This is a genomic window from Vibrio sp. CJQ_6 (genome assembly GCF_043106745.1).
GTDB lineage: Bacteria > Pseudomonadota > Gammaproteobacteria > Enterobacterales > Vibrionaceae > Vibrio > Vibrio furnissii.
This window is the reverse complement of the sequence record NZ_JBICMV010000015.1, coordinates 1-17,767: the sequence shown is the minus strand read 5'-3', so window position 1 is coordinate 17,767 and position 17,767 is coordinate 1. Positions and strand designations below refer to the sequence as shown.

Genomic DNA, 17,767 nt, shown 5'->3' with positions numbered 1-17,767 from the left:
TATCATCAACGAGTGCCCACACAGATTGATAGGTTTATATTGTTAAAGAGCTTTCTTCCTGCTTCAGCGACTGAGTCACCGTGGAAGAGGCGGCCATTCTAGCGAGATAATCTTCAGTGTCAAACACTTTTTTCAAATCATTTCGTTTTTCTTTCTGGCCTGTCTGACTAGCTTTGAACCCTTGTGAGCCCTTGCCCTGTCGACGAGGTGGCATTATAGAGATCCGAATCACACTGGCAAGTACTTTTTATGAAAAAATGAAAAAATAACGCTTAAGTGATGAATTAACGCTCAAAGCCTTATTTATCCAATTTTACCCCAACGATACGTACAACTTATCCACAGAGTTATTCTTTTTAGCCCTTTGATCGCGGCGAATCTACATCACTTATATATAGAAAAAGCCGCTAACGCGGCTTTTTCTATATTAGGCAGATTAAATACCAGAGCCATCTTGCTCAGGAGATTCTTCATGCAGCCCACATTCTCGCTTCAAACCAAAGAATCGTGTTTCTTCTTCACTCATGCCCGGTTCCCACTTACGGGTCGTATGCGTATCGCCGACTGACAGATAGCCTTGGTCCCAAAGTGGGTGATATGGCAGATCGTTGTCTTTCAAGTAATAGTGGACATCTTTATTGGTCCAATCGATCACCGGAAGGAATTTGAAGACGCCATTTTGAACCGCCAAAATCGGTAAGGTCGCCCGTGACTTCGATTGCTCACGACGTAAGCCCGAAAACCAAGTGCCAACATTAAGTTCATGCAGCGCGCGGCGCATCGGTTCCACTTTATTGATGCGATTGTATTGTTCAATCCCCGTCACGCCCTGTTCCCACAATTTACCAAAGCGAGCTTCCTGCCACGCGGACGACATCTCTGCGGTGTAGATCTTGAGATTCAGATCCAAACGCTCCGTCAGTTGGTCAATAAACTGGTAGGTTTCCGGAAACAGATAGCCCGTGTCGGTCAGGACCACCGGGACGTCTTTGTTCACAGACGTCACCAAATGCAGCATTACCGCCGCCTGAATACCGAAGCTAGAAGAGACGGCATGCGTACCCGGCAAATGTTCCAGCGCCCAAACGACACGTTCTTGCGCCGTGAGCGTTTCTAAATATGCGTTAACCTCGGCCAAGTGGAGCGCCTGCTCCGCCTTGGTGAGCGTTAACAACTCCGCCAAATTCGGAGTCGCGACGATCTCAGGCATAAAAATCCCTCTTTGACACAATCACTTCTTGAATGATGCCGGTACGAATCGTGAAATCACCAAACCCTTCCCCAACCTCACGCTCTGTCGCCCAACGGCCCACCAGCGTATCGATTTCGTCGAGGATCTGTTTATCGGTAATGTTCTCTTTATACATCTTCGGCACACGAGTTCCCGCGCGGTTACCACCGAGGTGCAGGTTGTAACGGCCAGGCGCTTTCCCGACTAAACCGATTTCAGCCAGCATCGCACGGCCACATCCGTTTGGACAGCCGGTAACACGCAGGATGATGTTGTCTTCTTTTGGCAGCGCGTGTTTTTCCAGAATACCTTCGACCTGAGTGACAAACTCCGGCAGGAAGCGTTCAGCTTCAGCCATCGCCAATGGACAGGTGGGAAACGCCACACACGCCATCGAATTCTTACGCTGTTCGCTGACACTGCTGTCCATCAAACCATGGGACACTGCCAATGCTTCAATCTCAGCTTTTTGGTCGGCCGGGACACCAGCAACAATCAAGTTTTGGTTTGCCGTCATCCGGAAATCGCCCTGGTGAATCTTCGCGATTTCCGCCACACCGGTTTTCAGTGGCTTGCCAGGGAAATCTAATAGACGACCGTTTTCAATGAACAGCGTCAGGTGATGCTTCCCATCGATGCCTTCTACCCAACCGATGCGATCGCCGCGTTCGGTGAACTCGTATGGACGGCTATCGCCGAACGTCACGCCTGCACGTTTTTCGACTTCCGCTTTAAAGACATCCACGCCAACACGATCCAGCGTGTATTTGGTTTTCGCGTTCTTACGGTTTGAACGGTTACCCCAATCGCGCTGTGTCGTCACCACAGCAGCCGCCACATCTAACGTTTTCTCCAGCGGAATAAAACCAAAGTCATCCGCGCGACGTGGGTATGTCGAGGTATCACCATGGGTCATCGCCAGACCACCACCCACCAGCACGTTAAAGCCAATCAGCTTGCCGTTGTCTGCAATCGCCACGAAGTTCAAATCGTTCGCATGCACATCAATATCGTTATGCGGTGGGATCACCACCGTGGTTTTGAATTTACGTGGCAGATAGTTGCTGCCCAGAATCGGTTCTTCGTCGGTGGTTTCGACTTTTTCGCCATCCAACCAAATTTCTGCATAAGCGCGCGTTTTCGGCAGCAAATGCTCACTGATTTTCTTCGCCCACTCGTACGCTTCTTGGTGCAGCTCAGATTCCACCGGGTTTGAAGTACACAACACGTTACGGTTGACGTCGCCTGCCGTCGCAATCGAGTCGATGCCGATGCTATTGAGCGTCTGGTGCATCAGTTTAATATTCGGTTTCAGAACGCCATGGAACTGAAACGTCTGGCGGGTCGTCAGACGAATACTGCCATACAGCGAGTGTTCGGTCGCAAACTTGTCGATCGCCAGCCATTGTTTGGGTTGGATGATGCCGCCTGGCATACGAGCACGCAGCATCACGTTGTGCAGCGGCTCCAGTTTTTGTTTGGTACGTTCGTTACGAATGTCACGGTCATCTTGCTGATACATGCCGTGGAAGCGGATCAGCTGGAAGTTATCAGCCGTGAATCCACCCGTGATGCGATCTTGCAGATCGTGTTCGATCGTGCCACGCAGGAAATTACTTTCGCGTTTGAGGCGTTCATTATCAGAAAGCGAGCCGAGCACTTCGCCAAGGACTTCCTGTACGTTGTTTTCAATCTTGGTGCTCATTAGTACACATCCCTCTGGTAACGTTTCGCTTTACGAAGCTCATTGAAATATTCTTCTGCTTTTTCACGTGACAGGCCGCCCTGTTGCTGCCCGACGACGATCAGCGCTTCATGGACATCTTTCGCCATGCGTGTCGCATCACCACAGATGTAAACGTAGGCGCCATCTTGCAACCATTGCCATACCTGCTCCGCTTGTTCCAACACACGGTGTTGAACGTACACTTTCTCATGTTGGTCACGGCTGAAGGCGACGTCCAAGCGCGTCAGCGCACCTGATTTCAGGTATTTCTGCCATTCCACTTGATAGAGGAAATCTTGAGTGAAGGTACGGTCACCAAAGAACAACCAGCTCTTACCCTCCGCTCCGCGGTTATCCCGCTCTTGAACAAAGCTGCGGAATGGTGCGATACCGGTCCCCGGGCCAATCATGATCACTGGCGTTGCATCATCTTGCGGCAATTTGAAGTTGTTGTTGTGCTCGATGAACACTTTCACGGACTCGCCTTCTTCTAGGCGTTGACCCAAGAAGCTGGACGCCCCGCCTTGGCGAACATCGCCATCCACATCGTATTCCACGATACCAACCGTCAAGTGCACTTCTTCATCCACTTCCGACTGGCTGGACGCAATAGAGTACAGACGTGGCGTGAGACGACGCAGCAGAGCAATCAATTGTTCCGCCGAGAGCTTGGTTTTCTTTTCTTTTAGGACATCGACAATTTGAGTATTGGCCGCGTATTCACGCAGCTTGTCTTTGTCTTCCACCAGCTTTTGTAGTTTCTTGCTACCTGACAGCTCAGCAAACTTGGTGACAAACTGCGGGTTCGAACCAGTGATCTCGTATTTGCTCACTAGCGCGCTATGTAAAGAAAGGCTTTCACCATCAACTTCAACACTTTCGACACCCGACAACCCTGCCGCCGCCAGAACCGCATTCGCCAGTTCTGCACTGTTCTCATACCAGACGCCCAACGCGTCACCCGGTTGATACGTCAGCCCCGAGTCCGCCAGATCGATTTCGATATGACGTACATCTTTGCCTGAATCACGGCCCGTGATTTTCTGGCTGGTCAACAACGTGGCGGTATATGGATTTTGTTTGTTGTATTGAGAATGGGACGTCGTGGCTTGACCGACAGGCAACTGAACCACTTCCGCTTGGCTGCTTGCCAATGCTTCTTTGACGCTGGCTAACGCTTTCGCACGCCATTCTGCGGCAGGGACATCGTAATCCACATCGCAATCCACGCGATCGATAAAGCGCTTCGCACCCAGTTTTTCAAGGAACGTATCGAAATCTTTGCCTGTTTGGCAGAAGAACTCGTAACTCGAGTCGCCCAGGCCAATCACGCCATATTGCAGGTTGGGTAATTTCGGGGCTTTTTTCGATTGCAGGAATTCGTGCAGCGCCAACGCATTGTCCGGCGCTTCGCCTTCACCATTGGTTGAAGCCACGACGATCACGTGCGTTTCTTTCGCCAGATCTTTGCCTTTGTAATCGCTGGCATCAAACAGCTGCACGGCAATACCCGCCGCTTGGGCGTCTTGTTCCAACGCTTCAGCCACACCTTTCGCATTCCCAGTTTGCGAAGCAAAGATAATGGTCAACTTACCGGCAGGTTTTGCCGCAGTCAGCGCTGCCGCCTGAGTCAAAGGTGCTGAAGCCCCCAGCGTCTGAGACTGGCTGAGCCCCCAGAAATAACCGCTCACCCAAGCCATTTGCTGAGGTGAGAGTTGTGAAATCGTTTGTTGCAGCTGATTGAGCTGCGAGTCGTTAAGTGGGCTGGCAAGCCCAGCGAGCTCTTTTGGTATGGTGTTTCCTGAAGACATTGTCACGACTTCCTTATTCATTGCGTGACGATAGATTAACCACTCCTCTTAATAACAAGAAAGAATAGATGAGCATGTTTTATAACTTTTTGGAAGTAAGGCGGGTAAAATTTGAACTCACTTGGATTCCACTCTCACCTGCTTAAATCCCACCGCCATCGCCGATTTAGAAGCTTGGTCGAGATCGATGTAATGGCACTCCTCGCCATTGATGCCGGTCAGCAGGACAAATCCGCCGCGTTGGTGACGAAATTCCACTATCCATGCGCCTTCTTCTGAAGAAGGCTCAATTATGGCTTCTACAAGCTGGTTCTCGCGGTAAAGGTTTCTCAGTTCCGTGATCGTCATCGCCACTCTCACTCATATTGCCGTTCCATCCTATTAAGCATGGTCTATTTCGAGCGGATTGCGAATTCTGCTGATGAGATTGTCGTTAGCACAACAAAAACGCCACCAAGAGACGGTGGCGTGAGGACAACATCGGGATGATTTAAAAGCGGAAGTCAGCGCCGAGGAACCAGCCATCAACAAATACATAAGAGGTTCCAGTGTCTGGTGACTGCGTGGCCAAGTCATCAAACTCAAGGTCAATCACACGGTATCCGCCTTTGAGTGCCCATTCCCCGTCTTTCACTGGCAAACGATATTGTACGCCCGCGGTTACATCCGAACTTTTCATGCCACTGTTATTGCCGACATCAAACTGGCCGATGATGTCAAAGTTGGTCTCTGGGATCGAAAGCTCCGCGGCGGCATACCAGTTAAACGTGGTGTCGTTAAAGTCGTACGTTTTGTCATCCTGAGCACGGTAATGAGAACTGCGATATTGCGTGACCGTCACCCCGGCATCAAAATTCATCCACTCATGATGCAGTAAGTTGTAATAGAAGGTGTAATCGAGTTTATCGAATGCGGCGTAATTAGCATCGACACTCGTGTAACGAACGCTGAAGTTCGGCAGGTAACGCAATTGGTGGTCGAGCGCGGCCTGAAATGCAGGCGCTTGATCCGTTTCATGGCGCACTTCATCAACCTTGGTACTGCCCCACCACATCGCTGCGCCCAGTTTGACGTCATAAGCCGTGTCGTCACACCACGCCGTGGCAGAAAGCGATAATAACGCGGTTGTCAGTATCGCCATGGCTGGCTTATTCATGGTCATTGCTCCTGTCAAAGTGCTAAGTATATGTCATCTTTTGGGTCGGCATAGTAGCACAGGCACAGACCATGTTGAGATGGCCAAACCATTCTTAACGTGGAATTTGCTGATAGTGACGATACACCCATACGCCTAGCGCAATCACAATCAGCCAAGGCAGCAGTTTGAGCGCAAAACCAAGCAGGCTCAGCAACATCAACACACCAAACGCCACAGCGATGGCTAACAGTGTGCCGAAGACGGTCAACCCCGTCACCAACAAGCTGGCCACAAATACCAAAATAAAAATCAGCTCTACCATCATCGTTCTCCTTTTCTTGGTGTTATTGCACGTTTCGCGCCAACCGAGAACGCTAGGCTAATTAACTGATTTAGCTGAAGTAAATAAAAAGGCCGTGGCGAATAAACGTCCACGACCTCATCTAACTGGTTAAAGTCACCAACAGTTGGTGAAATTTACACATCCAGCTCTTGATACGGAATTTTGGCCAGCGCCTGCTCGACCACTTCAATCCCCGCGCCCGCTTTATGCGCGTTTTCACTGATGTGACGACGCCATTGACGCGCGCCCGGCATATTTTGGAACAACCCCAGCATGTGACGCGTGATATGTCCTAAATAACTGCCCTGTGCCAGTTGTTGCTCAATGTACGGATACATCTCTTGCACCACCTGAGAACGCTTCTTCACTGGCGTATCCAGACCAAAGATCTGCTGATCAACTTCGGCCAGCAAGTATGGGCTTTGGTACGCTTCACGGCCGATCATGACACCATCCAGATGTTGGAGATGTTCTTTGGTTTCCGCCAATGATTTCACGCCACCATTCACAGCGATGGTCAACTGCGGGAAATCCTGCTTCAACTGATACGCGCGTGGGTAATCCAGCGGCGGGATCTCGCGGTTCTCTTTCGGGCTCAAGCCGCTCAACCACGCTTTACGCGCGTGAATGGTAAACTGCTCACAGCCACCTTGCTCCGACACCACGGTAACGAAGTGGGTCAGAAACTCATACGAATCCTGATCATCGATACCAATCCGGGTTTTCACCGTGACCGGAATGTCCACCACCGCTTTCATGGCCGCGACACACTGCGCAACCAGCTCAGGTTCCGCCATCAGGCACGCGCCAAAGCGACCGTTTTGCACGCGATCAGACGGGCAACCGACATTGAGGTTGATTTCATCGTACCCGCGCTCCTGTGCCAACTTCGCACAATGCGCTAGATCGACGGGGTTCGAGCCACCCAGTTGCAACGCAAGCGGATGTTCTTCCTCGTTGTACGCCAAGAAGTCACCCTTTCCATGGATGATCGCACCTGTGGTTACCATTTCGGTATAAAGCAAGGTTTGCGATGACAGCAAACGATGGAAATAGCGGCAGTGGCGGTCTGTCCAATCGAGCATCGGCGCCACAGAAAGCCGGCATGAGTGAGTCATTGGTTCAACATCCCCATTTCAATCAAAAAGCATTTGGCCACCGAGTGACCAAAAAGAAAGTTTGGCATTGTAATCGCTTCTGTTTATATCGCCAACAGTTCTTCGGAGGTATCGTTTCGCGACAAGATAAGGTAACTTAGCGCTTATCTATGGAAATATCGTCGTTAGTGTATGAATCAAACCAGATTTATTGATGAGCAAAACGATATTCATCCGGAAATAGTATATGATTACTAAAGTCCGACGGTTATGGTGATAGATTTGGACAATAAGCTTACCAAACAGATTGAAGAAATATGTACGGCTCGAGGTGTCAGGCTGACGTCTCAACGAAAACGGGTGTTTGAACTCATCTGTGCGAGCAAAAAAGCCTCGAGTGCTTATGAATTGCTAGAAGATCTGAAACAGAGTGAACCTCAGGCCAAACCACCGACGGTTTACCGAGCGCTGGATTTTCTGATGGAACAAGGCTTCATTCACCGGGTAGAATCAACAAATAGCTTTATATCCTGCTGCTCTTGTAATGCACACAAGCACTTTTCACAGCTATTGATTTGCGACCAGTGCGGCAACGTGATTGAATTGCAAGATGATAGCCTGATAGCATTGCTGGCAGACAACGCGGAGAAACACGGCTTCAAAATTGCCAACCACGTGATTGAGTCGCATGGTGTGTGCCAATCGTGTTCCTCGAAATAAAGAATGAAACAATAGAAGAAGGTTATGCGCGCTGAATTTGTAAACCCGTTTTTAGCGTCTTTGCTGAACGTGCTAAAAACAATGGCTTCTCTTGAATTGAAGCCTCAAAAACCTCGTTTGAAAAAAGACGAAATTGCTCGCGGTGATGTGTCTGGCCTGATTGGTATGGTCGGTCAACAGACCCGTGGTTCCATGTCGATTACGTTCGATGAAAGTCTGGCGCTGGAAATTATGCAGAACATGCTGGGCGAACGACCGAACGGGTTAAACGAAGAAGTGACAGACATGGTGGGTGAAATCACCAACATGGTGACTGGTGGCGCGAAACGCATTCTGGCAGAGAGTGGGTTTGATTTTGATATGGCAACCCCTGTGGTGGTGTCTGGTAAAGGCCACACTATTCGTCACAAATGCGAAGGCTCAATCATCATCATGCCGTTTTCTTCTCAATGGGGAAATGCCTTCATCGAGATCTGTTTCGAATAAACGCTTCGGTGAGATTTCATAAAAAGCGGATGCCTTGGCATCCGCTTTTTTTTATTGCGCTGACTCCGAGCCGGGGCTCAGAGTCAATTCATCATTCACCACGAAACGCTTTGAATGCGTTGATCAGACCGTTGGTCGAACTGTCGTGAGAGCTGATTTGCGCACTGTCTGCCAGTTCAGGCAGAATTTGGTTCGCCAGCTGTTTGCCCAGTTCTACACCCCATTGGTCAAAGGTAAAGATGTTCCAAATCACGCCTTGAACAAAGATCTTGTGTTCGTACATCGCGATCAGGTTACCCAGAGAACGTGGCGTAATCTCTTTCACCAAAATAGAGTTGGTTGGACGGTTCCCTTCAAACACTTTGAATGGCACCAGCGCTGCAACTTCTTGCTCTGATTTACCAGATTTCACCAATTCCGCTTTCACAACATCCGCTGATTTACCAAAGGCCAACGCTTCTGTTTGTGCGAAGAAGTTCGACATCAGTTTCTGATGGTGATCGCTGACCGCATTGTGTGTCAGTGCTGGCGCAATGAAATCACATGGGATCAGTTTGGTGCCTTGGTGAATCAACTGGTAGAACGCGTGCTGGCCGTTGGTGCCAGGCTCGCCCCAAATGATTGGGCCAGTTTGGTAAGTCACTGGGTTGCCATCACGGTCAACGTACTTACCATTCGATTCCATGTTGCCTTGTTGGAAGTACGCAGCAAAACGGTGCATGTATTGGTCGTACGGAAGAATCGCTTCAGATTCTGCGCCGTGGAAGTTGTTGTACCAAATACCAATCAACGCCAGGATCATTGGAATGTTGTTTTCGAACGGAGTTTCAACGAAATGTTTATCCATTTCATGAGCACCGCTCAGCAACTCAACGAAGTTGTCAAAACCAATCGACAGAATGATCGATAGACCAATCGCGGACCACAGTGAGTAACGGCCGCCAACCCAGTCCCAGAATTCAAACATGTTGTCGGTATCAATACCAAACTCTGCAACCGCTGACGCGTTGGTAGATAGCGCAGCGAAGTGCTTCGCAACGTGCGCTTCATCGCCCGCAGTATCAAGGAACCAGTCACGCGCAGAGTGCGCGTTGGTCATGGTTTCTTGCGTGGTGAACGTTTTTGAAGCCACCAGGAACAGCGTGGTTTCTGGATTCACTTTCTTCAGTGTTTCCGCAATGTGCGTGCCATCGACGTTCGATACAAAGTGCATGGTCAGGTGGTTTTTGTATGGCGCCAGCGCTTCTGTCACCATGTAAGGACCGAGGTCAGAACCACCGATACCGATGTTCACCACATCCGTGATCGCTTTGCCAGTGAAGCCTTTCCACTCGCCGCCAATAATGCGCTCAGAGAACGCTTTCATTTTCTCAAGCACGGCATTCACCGCAGGCATGACATCTTCACCATGAACCATCACCGGTGTATTGCTGCGGTTGCGCAGCGCGGTGTGCAGCACGGCACGACCTTCGGTTTGGTTGATGGCTTCGCCACTGAACATTGCCTGAATCGCACTTTTCACATCCGCTTCGTCAGCCAGAGCGAATAGATGCTTCATGGTTTCTTCGTTCACAAGGTTTTTTGAGTAGTCGACGAGAATGTCGTTACCGAAACGGGCGGAGTATTTAGCAAAACGTTGACTGTCCTCTGCGAACAGAGTTTTGAGGTCCATATCCTGCGCGGATTCAAAATGCGCGGTCAGTGCTTTCCAAGCTTGAGTTTGCGTTGGATTGATATTTTTCAACATGGTATCTATCCCGATGTTACTGTAGATTTTATTCCACTAATCTTAGTCACTGGCACCAAGAATGCAGAATCCCCGATTAAGCAAAAAGAAAATGATAAAGTTCTCTGCCTGACGCAGAGCAAAGTGTAATAAATTTTCAATGCACAATTATGACTCAGCTCATGTACCCCCACATTGAGTTAAGTCACGTAAACACCGAGTGTTTACCCAATTGTGTTGCAATCACTTGGCGCCAACCATAGCGTTTATCCGGCCGTTTGCCAATCAGATTATGGAGAGAGACAAATGTGGGCTCAGCAGCAAATTCACCTACGTGCATATCCACGCGGATTTCATTTGATTACTGATGAAATTGAACAACAATTACCGCAATTAGCTGATATTTCTGTCGGTTTGCTACATCTGTTTATTCAACACACGTCAGCCAGCCTCACGCTCAATGAAAATGCCGATCCAACCGTCCGCTCGGACATGGAACAGCACTTTAATCACTTTGTCCCCGAGCGTGCCCCGTATTATGTGCACACCTACGAAGGCGATGATGATATGCCCGCCCACATTAAAGCGTCACTACTCGGCTCCAGCGTGACGATTCCCATTTCGCAAGGTCGTTTAGCGTTGGGAACATGGCAAGGCATTTACTTAGGCGAGCACCGTGACCACGGTAGCAAACGCCGCCTGGTTGCGACGCTGCAAGGGGAATAAAAAAGCAGGCCTATCGGCCTGCTCCGTAATATGACATGTCAACGCGGGAGGTCAGTTTAGTCACCAACTCATAACCCAGCGTGCCAATGTGGCTAGCCACTTCTTCGACAGGCAATTCACTGCCCCACAAAATGGCTTCATCGCCCACGTTATCACGCGCATCCGGCCCCAAATCAACGGTAAGCATATCCATGGACACGCGACCGGCAAGCGGTACCACACGGCCATTGACGACCACGGGTGTGCCGTTAGGCGCAGTGCGTGGGTAGCCATCGCCGTACCCAATCGCAATGACGCCAATTTTGGTATCGCGCTCGCTGACCCAAGTCGCGCCATAGCCCACACTTTCGCCAGCTTTCACGTCGCGTACAGCGATCAAATGCGATTTGAGTGTCATCACCGGCTGATAGCCGAGTTGCTGCGCGTTTTTCTCAGCAAAAGGCGACACACCGTACATGATGATGCCCGGGCGAACCCATTCCATCTGGCTTTGCGGCCACGCCAATAAGCCTGCCGATGCTGCCATAGAGCGTTCACCTTCACAGCCGTTGGTCAGTGATAAAAATAGCTCAATTTGCTCCGTGGTGGTCGATTTATCCAGCTCATCAGCACAGCCAAAATGGCTCATGTAGCGCAGCGGTTTCGCCACGTTGTTACATGCTTGAAGCCGTGCCACAAACTGCGCATATTGCTCTGGACGCACGCCTAAACGGTGCATGCCACTGTCGATTTTCAGCCACACCACCACCGGCGTTTCCAGCTCAGCGCTTTCCAGTGCCTGTAACTGCTCTTCGCAGTGCAGCACAGTTTGAATATTGTTGGTCACCAGCACAGGTAAATCCCCCTGCGAGTAGAACCCTTCCAACAGCAGAATCGGCTTCACCACGCCACTGGCGCGCAGTTGCAACGCTTCTTCAATGCGAGCCACACCAAAAGCATCAGCGCCAACGGCGTGCTTGGCCACATGGCGTAACCCATGGCCGTAACCATTGGCTTTGACCACCGCCATTAATTTACTGTTGGGCGCTTGCTGCTTAATCTGCTGCAGATTGTGGCGTAACGCGTCCAAATTGATACAGGCCGTCGCAGCTTTCATGTAATTCATCGTTTTACTCATCGTCGTCAAATGCCGGTCCTGCATAATTATCAAAGCGGGAGAACTGGCCCTGGAAGGTCAGACGTACAGAACCGATAGGGCCGTTACGCTGTTTACCGATGATGATCTCGGCGGTGCCTTTGAGCGCACTGTCAGGATGGTAAACCTCGTCACGGTAGATAAACATAATCAAGTCCGCGTCCTGCTCGATAGAGCCGGATTCACGCAAGTCCGAGTTAACCGGGCGTTTGTCAGCACGTTGTTCCAGCGAGCGGTTCAACTGCGACAGTGCCACCACGGGCACATTCAGCTCTTTCGCCAGCGCTTTAAGCGAGCGGGAGATTTCCGCGATTTCCAGCGTCCGGTTATCCGACAACGCCGGTACACGCATCAGCTGCAGGTAGTCGACCATGATAAGCGACAAACCGCCATGCTCACGGGCAATACGGCGCGCACGTGAGCGCACGTCGGTCGGCGTCAGGCCAGAGCTGTCATCGATGTACATGTTCTTCTTCTCCATGAGAATCCCCATGGTGGAAGAAATTCGCGCCCAGTCCTCGTCATCGAGCTGACCGGTACGAATTTTGGTTTGGTCAACACGAGAGAGCGAAGCCAGCATACGCATCATGATCTGTTCGGCGGGCATCTCCAGCGAGAAGATCAGCACCGGCTTTTCCTGCTCCATCGCCGCGTTTTCACACAAGTTCATCGCAAACGTGGTTTTACCCATCGATGGACGTGCCGCAACGATGATCAAATCAGACCCCTGCAAACCTGCCGTTTTCTTGTTGAGGTCGGTAAAGCCGGTATTCACGCCGGTCACACCATCCTGCGGCGTTTTATAAAGTAGCTCGATACGCTCAAGCGTTTTTTCCAGAATGTTGTCGACGTTCTGTGGGCCTTCATTTTCGCTGGTGCGCGCTTCTGCAATCGCAAATACTTTACTTTCGGCCAGATCGAGCAGGTCTTCCGAACTGCGGCCTTGCGGATCGTAACCCGCATCGGCAATTTCATTCGCCACACCAATCAGATTGCGCACTAGCGCACGTTCAGCCACGATCTCCGCATAGGCGTTGATGTTGGCCGCACTCGGGGTATTTTTGGCAAGATCGGCGAGATAAGCAAAGCCACCCACGTCTTCGAGCTGTTCTCGTTGTTCGAGAAATTCCGACAGCGTGATCAAATCGAGCGGCTTACCCGCATCCAGAATCGACTTCACACCATCAAAAATCAGGCGGTGCGGACGGCTGTAAAAGTCTGATGTCAATACACGTTCAGAGACCGTGTCCCAGCGTTCGTTATCCAGCAACAAGCCGCCAATCACGGATTGTTCAGCTTCTAAGGAATGGGGAGGAACTTTAATCGCATCGACCTGCGCATCAGCAGATTTACGGTTTCGGTTATCTGTTCGGGGATCAGCCATGACTTCACTCGGTAACTCTTTAATGACCGTCCATTATAACGAGAATACAAAATTTGTAATTAATGATACGAAAGTTTGTGTATGCTAGCGGCAGAATTAACCGTCTCATGACCCAATTAGCAACATAGATGCTTATCATGCAACGATTCAACCCGTGTATATGAGGTAAAGTGTGTCCAAAGTTTGGCTTCTAAGTATTGGCCTACTGACGAGTTATAACGTCTGCGCAAACGAGGATCCCAAGCGCGATACGGACATCAAGATTCCTTCTCACTGGCACAGCCAGATTGAGTTCGGCTATCAGTCGCATACTGGCAATACCGATTCAGAATCGCTCAATACGCGCCTGAAAGGGGAATATATCGAAGGGCGTCACCGGACCAACGGGGAATGGCGTTTTTATAAGTTGGACAAAAACGGCAAAGAGAATAAGCGCCAATCGAACTATGCATTGCAAACCGACTACAAGCTTGGCCCCAAAACCTACTTGTACGGCAGCTTTAAAGGCATTGATTCACGTTACAGTGCTTATTTTAAGGACTACACCTTATCTGGCGGTTTGGGTTATCAAATCACCCACACAGAGCAGTTGTTGATCGAGGTGGAATTGGGCCCAGGTTATCGCTATCAAGAGCCGAATTTGGATGAGATCGATAAAACGGACGTCGTCTTTCCAGACATCGTGCAGGAGCCGATTTTTCGTAGCAATTTGAAAACCGAATGGCAAGCGCTGAAGTCGCTCAAGTTTGCGGCAGACCTGACGTTGGTGAATGGTGAAAGTAACACTCGCTTGGACTCCGAGCTGAGTGTGATTAACAACATCACTGAAGACATCGCACTGAAGATCAACCAATCCCGTCAGTACCATACGCGTGTGCCTGATGGCATGAGCAAGGCGGACACCGTCTTGTCTGTGAACCTGATTTTCCTCTTCTGAAGCCGCTCATTGCGTTGCTTCAGACATAAAAAAACACCAGCCGAGGCTGGTGTTTTTGATTCGTCTGTATACTGAAATTACTCAGCAACAACCTGTACTTTCGCAGTAGCGAAAACTTCAGAGTGAAGTTGAACGCTAACTTCGAATTCACCAGTGTTGCGCAGAGCGCCTTCAGGTAGGCGAACTTCGCTCTTAGAAACTGCAACACCTGCCGCTGTAATAGCGTCAGCGATGTCACGAGTACCGATAGAACCGAACAGTTTACCTTCGTCACCAGCTTTAGAAGCAATTACTACTGCTTCCAGAGCGTTAACTTGGTCAGCGCGAGCTTGTGCGTCTGCTAGGTGTTCAGCAACTTGTGCTTCTAGCTCAGCACGACGGCTTTCAAACATTTCAACGTTAGCTTTAGTTGCCATAACAGCCTTACCTTGAGGGATAAGGAAGTTACGAGCGTAACCAGATTTAACGCTAACTGTATCGCCAAGACCACCTAGGTTACCGATTTTATCAAGTAGAATAACTTGCATTGCTTAATCCTCTTTCTTAATAAACGGTGCCAATTACTGATGTTTGTCAGTGTATGGCAGTAGAGCTAGGTAGCGAGAACGCTTGATTGCACGAGCTAGCTGACGCTGATATTTAGCGCTAGTACCAGTGATACGGCTAGGTACGATTTTGCCAGCTTCAGTGATGTAGTTCTTAAGAGTTGCTACGTCTTTGTAATCAATCTCTTGTACGCCTTCTGCTGTAAAACGGCAGAATTTACGACGACGGAAGAAACGAGCCATGGGCTATCTCCTGATCTAAATTTGGATAATGTTGTCGGCATGTAGCACCAATTTCCCCACGCCATTTCGGCCGGTTTGGTAAGCCAAAAAGCCACTTACCTGAATGATGCTGCCTTGTACTAAATTTTGAGTTAACGCTTTTGACCGTTGCCCACTGACAACCACCGGGATTCGGCAATACACCTGTCGCGGTAGGTCAGCTTCGATCACCGTAGAGCGATGCTCTAGCCAAAATCGGCAGTGTTCGATGCCCGAAGGGCTTTGGCTTCGAATCGGAGGTTTAGCGATGGAACCACTTAACTCCATTCGATTGGTCATCAATGAAATTACTCAGCGTCTGCTTCAAATTTCGCTTCGTCACGCTTAGAACGCTCTTCTTTAGCTTTCAGCATGATTGAAGGTTCAGTGATTGCAGCTTTAGTACGCATAATCATGTTACGCAGAACCGCATCGTTGAAACGGAAAGCAGTTTCCAGTTCATCGATAACAGCTTGGTCAGCTTCAACGTTCATCAGAACGTAGTGAGCTTTGTGAAGCTTGTTGATTGGGTAAGCCAGTTGACGGCGGCCCCAGTCTTCTAGACGGTGTACTTTACCGCCAGCTTCAGTGATTGAACCAGTGTAACGCTCGATCATGCCAGCAACTTGCTCGCTTTGATCTGGGTGCACCATGAATACGATTTCGTAATGACGCATTTATTTGCTCCTTACGGATTATTCAGCTTCCCAAGTTGGCCCGGTCATCCAGAGGAAGCAAGGAACTAATGAAATTTGACCGAGAATTAAGGAGCGAGAATAGTACAGAAAGACAGCAGCATTAGCAAGGGAAATATTAGGCAGGAAACGCGGCGTTTTACAGCCAGTGCCAAGGCGTGGCGCTGGCTGAAAAACGGTTAATCTTCGTCGACGAATTGGGCTTGAAGGTAATTCTCAATCCCCGTCATATCAATCAAACCAAGCTGAGTTTCCAACCAGTCCACATGCTCTTCTTCATCTTCCAGAATGTCCTGAAAGAGGTCACGTGACACGTAGTCGCGAATGTCTTCGGCATAGGCAATTGCATCACGAAGGTCCGGAATGGCAGCGAGCTCCAGTTTGAGGTCACATTCGAGCATTTCTTTGGTGTCTTCCCCGATCATCAGCTTGCCGAGATCTTGCAAATTAGGCAGGCCTTCGAGAAACAGGATACGCTCAATCAAATGATCCGCATGCTTCATCTCATCGATGGATTCGTGATATTCCTTATCCGCGAGGTGTTTTAACCCCCAATCCTTGTACATGCGCGCATGGAGAAAGTATTGATTGATGGCAATCAGTTCATTGCCGAGAATTTTATTCAGGTGTTGGATGATGATTGGATCACCTTTCATGACAAAGCCCTCCTCTTTGGCTCTTATAACTGTAGAACCAATTGAGAAGGTGTCAAAAAGGTCGCTGGCCTAACTGGCTTGTTGGTACTGTACGACGATGGTTTCGTTCAGAATTTCTTTAGCCTGTTTCACGCACTTGCCACATTGCGAGCCCAGTGCGGTGCAACGTTTGATGCCGCGGATATCGGTGATCCCTTGCTCAAGGGCAAGCTTTTTGATCTTCTTATCTGACACACCGTGACACAAACACACGTACATACTGCAACCTCATTCTCTTGTTGCCTTGAACTATAAAAAGGAATCGTTCTTATTACCAGTTGGTTTTCAACTTCATTAAGATCGTTTCGTTATATCAAAACCACGGATTTTCAAGGCAAGATCACTTAGCACGCTGTGCATTGAATACACGACTGCTAACCAATTGTTTTATGGCACATGATCACAGACAAACAGTGAAGACTAGAAAATTTTTTTATAACCAAAACGCAAAAAGGGAAGCCAAAGCTTCCCTTTTTTCATGCGAGGTTCGCAGTAAGATTATCGATTAAGCGATGATCTTAGCAACAACACCAGCACCAACTGTACGGCCACCTTCACGGATTGCGAAGCGTAGACCTTCGTCCATTGCGATTGGCGCGATCAGCTCAACAATCATTTGAATGTTGTCGCCTGGCATTACCATCTCTACGCCTTCTGGCAGTTCGATGTTGCCTGTTACGTCAGTTGTACGGAAGTAGAACTGTGGACGGTAACCTTTGAAGAATGGAGTGTGACGACCACCTTCATCTTTAGACAGTACGTATACTTCTGATTCGAACTTGGTGTGTGGAGTGATTGAACCTGGTTTCGCTAGTACTTGACCACGTTCTACTTCATCACGTTTTGTACCACGTAGTAGTGCACCAACGTTCTCACCTGCACGACCTTCGTCTAGCAGTTTACGGAACATTTCTACACCAGTACAAGTAGTTGTTGTAGTGTCGTGGATACCTACGATCGCTACTTCATCACCTACTTTCAGGATACCGCGCTCGATACGGCCAGTTACTACTGTACCACGACCTTGGATTGAGAATACGTCTTCGATTGGCATCAGGAACGGCATGTCTACTGCACGCTCTGGCTCTGGAATGTAGTTGTCCAGTGCTTC

General features: G+C 49.4%; 22 protein-coding genes. 4 read left to right on the top strand and 18 right to left on the bottom strand.

What is annotated here, in order from left to right:
• Positions 1-34: 34 nt before the first annotated feature.
• The 8 genes from ACF8PK_RS09760 to dusA all read right to left on the bottom strand — a co-directional run bounded on the left by ACF8PK_RS09760 (position 35) and on the right by dusA (position 7,367).
• Positions 35-214, bottom strand: coding sequence for a hypothetical protein (locus ACF8PK_RS09760; protein WP_044364962.1), 180 nt, complete (start codon positions 212-214; stop codon positions 35-37).
• A gap of 222 nt (positions 215-436) precedes the next feature.
• Positions 437-1,210, bottom strand: coding sequence for a phosphoadenylyl-sulfate reductase (locus ACF8PK_RS09755; RefSeq protein ID WP_014205874.1), 774 nt, complete (start codon positions 1,208-1,210; stop codon positions 437-439).
• Entirely contained in the window at positions 1,203-2,936 is a 1,734-nt protein-coding gene (gene cysI / locus ACF8PK_RS09750; protein WP_158166153.1) for an assimilatory sulfite reductase (NADPH) hemoprotein subunit, read from the bottom strand. The genes ACF8PK_RS09755 and cysI overlap by 8 nt, the downstream gene beginning before the upstream one ends.
• On the bottom strand, positions 2,936-4,789 hold the full coding sequence (locus ACF8PK_RS09745; RefSeq protein ID WP_392441064.1) for an assimilatory sulfite reductase (NADPH) flavoprotein subunit: 1,854 nt from the start codon (positions 4,787-4,789) through the stop codon (positions 2,936-2,938). The genes cysI and ACF8PK_RS09745 overlap by 1 nt, the downstream gene beginning before the upstream one ends.
• 96 nt (positions 4,790-4,885) lie before the next feature.
• Complete coding sequence (locus ACF8PK_RS09740; RefSeq protein WP_143680997.1) at positions 4,886-5,116, bottom strand: hypothetical protein; 231 nt, start codon at positions 5,114-5,116, stop codon at positions 4,886-4,888.
• Positions 5,117-5,258: 142 nt separating this feature from the next.
• Positions 5,259-5,924 (bottom strand): TIGR04219 family outer membrane beta-barrel protein, encoded by a 666-nt coding sequence (locus ACF8PK_RS09735; protein ID WP_004723713.1) that lies wholly within the window; start codon positions 5,922-5,924, stop codon positions 5,259-5,261.
• Between the two features lie 94 nt (positions 5,925-6,018).
• Entirely contained in the window at positions 6,019-6,228 is a 210-nt protein-coding gene (gene pspG / locus ACF8PK_RS09730; protein WP_185962488.1) for an envelope stress response protein PspG, read from the bottom strand.
• A 155-nt stretch (positions 6,229-6,383) separates the two neighbouring features.
• Positions 6,384-7,367, bottom strand: a complete 984-nt coding sequence (dusA, locus tag ACF8PK_RS09725; RefSeq protein WP_392441059.1) for a tRNA dihydrouridine(20/20a) synthase DusA — start codon at positions 7,365-7,367, stop codon at positions 6,384-6,386.
• A gap of 249 nt (positions 7,368-7,616) precedes the next feature.
• On the opposite strand from dusA, the gene zur reads away from it, so the two are divergent.
• Together zur and ACF8PK_RS09715 are read left to right on the top strand one after the other, a co-directional pair.
• Positions 7,617-8,066: a zinc uptake transcriptional repressor Zur gene (gene zur / locus ACF8PK_RS09720; RefSeq protein ID WP_038150561.1), complete on the top strand. Its 450-nt coding sequence runs from the start codon at positions 7,617-7,619 to the stop codon at positions 8,064-8,066.
• Positions 8,067-8,090: 24 nt separating this feature from the next.
• Positions 8,091-8,552 (top strand): chemotaxis protein CheX, encoded by a 462-nt coding sequence (locus tag ACF8PK_RS09715; protein ID WP_004723722.1) that lies wholly within the window; start codon positions 8,091-8,093, stop codon positions 8,550-8,552.
• 91 nt (positions 8,553-8,643) lie between these two features.
• On the opposite strand, the gene pgi is transcribed toward ACF8PK_RS09715, so the two are convergent.
• Complete coding sequence (pgi, locus tag ACF8PK_RS09710; RefSeq protein WP_055467279.1) at positions 8,644-10,299, bottom strand: glucose-6-phosphate isomerase; 1,656 nt, start codon at positions 10,297-10,299, stop codon at positions 8,644-8,646.
• A 285-nt stretch (positions 10,300-10,584) separates the two neighbouring features.
• On the opposite strand from pgi, the gene ACF8PK_RS09705 reads away from it, so the two are divergent.
• Positions 10,585-11,004 carry a secondary thiamine-phosphate synthase enzyme YjbQ gene (locus ACF8PK_RS09705; protein ID WP_392441056.1) on the top strand — a complete coding sequence of 140 codons (420 nt, stop codon included), beginning with the start codon at positions 10,585-10,587 and terminating at the stop codon, positions 11,002-11,004.
• Positions 11,005-11,014: 10 nt separating this feature from the next.
• On the opposite strand, the gene alr is transcribed toward ACF8PK_RS09705, so the two are convergent.
• Positions 11,015-12,100 (bottom strand): alanine racemase, encoded by a 1,086-nt coding sequence (alr, locus tag ACF8PK_RS09700; protein WP_038150563.1) that lies wholly within the window; start codon positions 12,098-12,100, stop codon positions 11,015-11,017.
• A 13-nt stretch (positions 12,101-12,113) separates the two neighbouring features.
• Complete coding sequence (locus ACF8PK_RS09695; RefSeq protein WP_004723730.1) at positions 12,114-13,523, bottom strand: replicative DNA helicase; 1,410 nt, start codon at positions 13,521-13,523, stop codon at positions 12,114-12,116.
• Positions 13,524-13,695: 172 nt separating this feature from the next.
• Here ACF8PK_RS09695 and ACF8PK_RS09690 point away from each other — a divergent pair, with 172 nt between their 5' ends.
• Positions 13,696-14,460, top strand: coding sequence for a DUF481 domain-containing protein (locus ACF8PK_RS09690; RefSeq protein ID WP_014205883.1), 765 nt, complete (start codon positions 13,696-13,698; stop codon positions 14,458-14,460).
• A gap of 77 nt (positions 14,461-14,537) precedes the next feature.
• Here the strand turns inward: ACF8PK_RS09690 and rplI are convergent, their stop codons facing one another.
• The 7 genes from rplI to ACF8PK_RS09655 all read right to left on the bottom strand — a co-directional run.
• Positions 14,538-14,987 carry a 50S ribosomal protein L9 gene (gene rplI, locus ACF8PK_RS09685; RefSeq protein WP_004723735.1) on the bottom strand — a complete coding sequence of 150 codons (450 nt, stop codon included), beginning with the start codon at positions 14,985-14,987 and terminating at the stop codon, positions 14,538-14,540.
• Between the two features lie 33 nt (positions 14,988-15,020).
• Positions 15,021-15,248, bottom strand: a complete 228-nt coding sequence (rpsR, locus tag ACF8PK_RS09680) for a 30S ribosomal protein S18 (protein ID WP_000090472.1) — start codon at positions 15,246-15,248, stop codon at positions 15,021-15,023.
• Positions 15,249-15,263: 15 nt separating this feature from the next.
• Complete coding sequence (gene priB / locus ACF8PK_RS09675; protein ID WP_086027247.1) at positions 15,264-15,566, bottom strand: primosomal replication protein N; 303 nt, start codon at positions 15,564-15,566, stop codon at positions 15,264-15,266.
• 8 nt (positions 15,567-15,574) lie between these two features.
• Positions 15,575-15,943, bottom strand: a complete 369-nt coding sequence (rpsF, locus tag ACF8PK_RS09670; protein WP_004723737.1) for a 30S ribosomal protein S6 — start codon at positions 15,941-15,943, stop codon at positions 15,575-15,577.
• Positions 15,944-16,140: 197 nt separating this feature from the next.
• Positions 16,141-16,617 carry a bacterioferritin gene (gene bfr, locus ACF8PK_RS09665; RefSeq protein ID WP_004723745.1) on the bottom strand — a complete coding sequence of 159 codons (477 nt, stop codon included), beginning with the start codon at positions 16,615-16,617 and terminating at the stop codon, positions 16,141-16,143.
• 69 nt (positions 16,618-16,686) lie between these two features.
• On the bottom strand, positions 16,687-16,875 hold the full coding sequence (locus ACF8PK_RS09660) for a (2Fe-2S)-binding protein (protein ID WP_004723747.1): 189 nt from the start codon (positions 16,873-16,875) through the stop codon (positions 16,687-16,689).
• A gap of 286 nt (positions 16,876-17,161) precedes the next feature.
• Positions 17,162-17,767: EF-Tu/IF-2/RF-3 family GTPase (locus tag ACF8PK_RS09655; RefSeq protein WP_392441049.1), on the bottom strand; the 606-nt coding region annotated here is incomplete at its 5' end.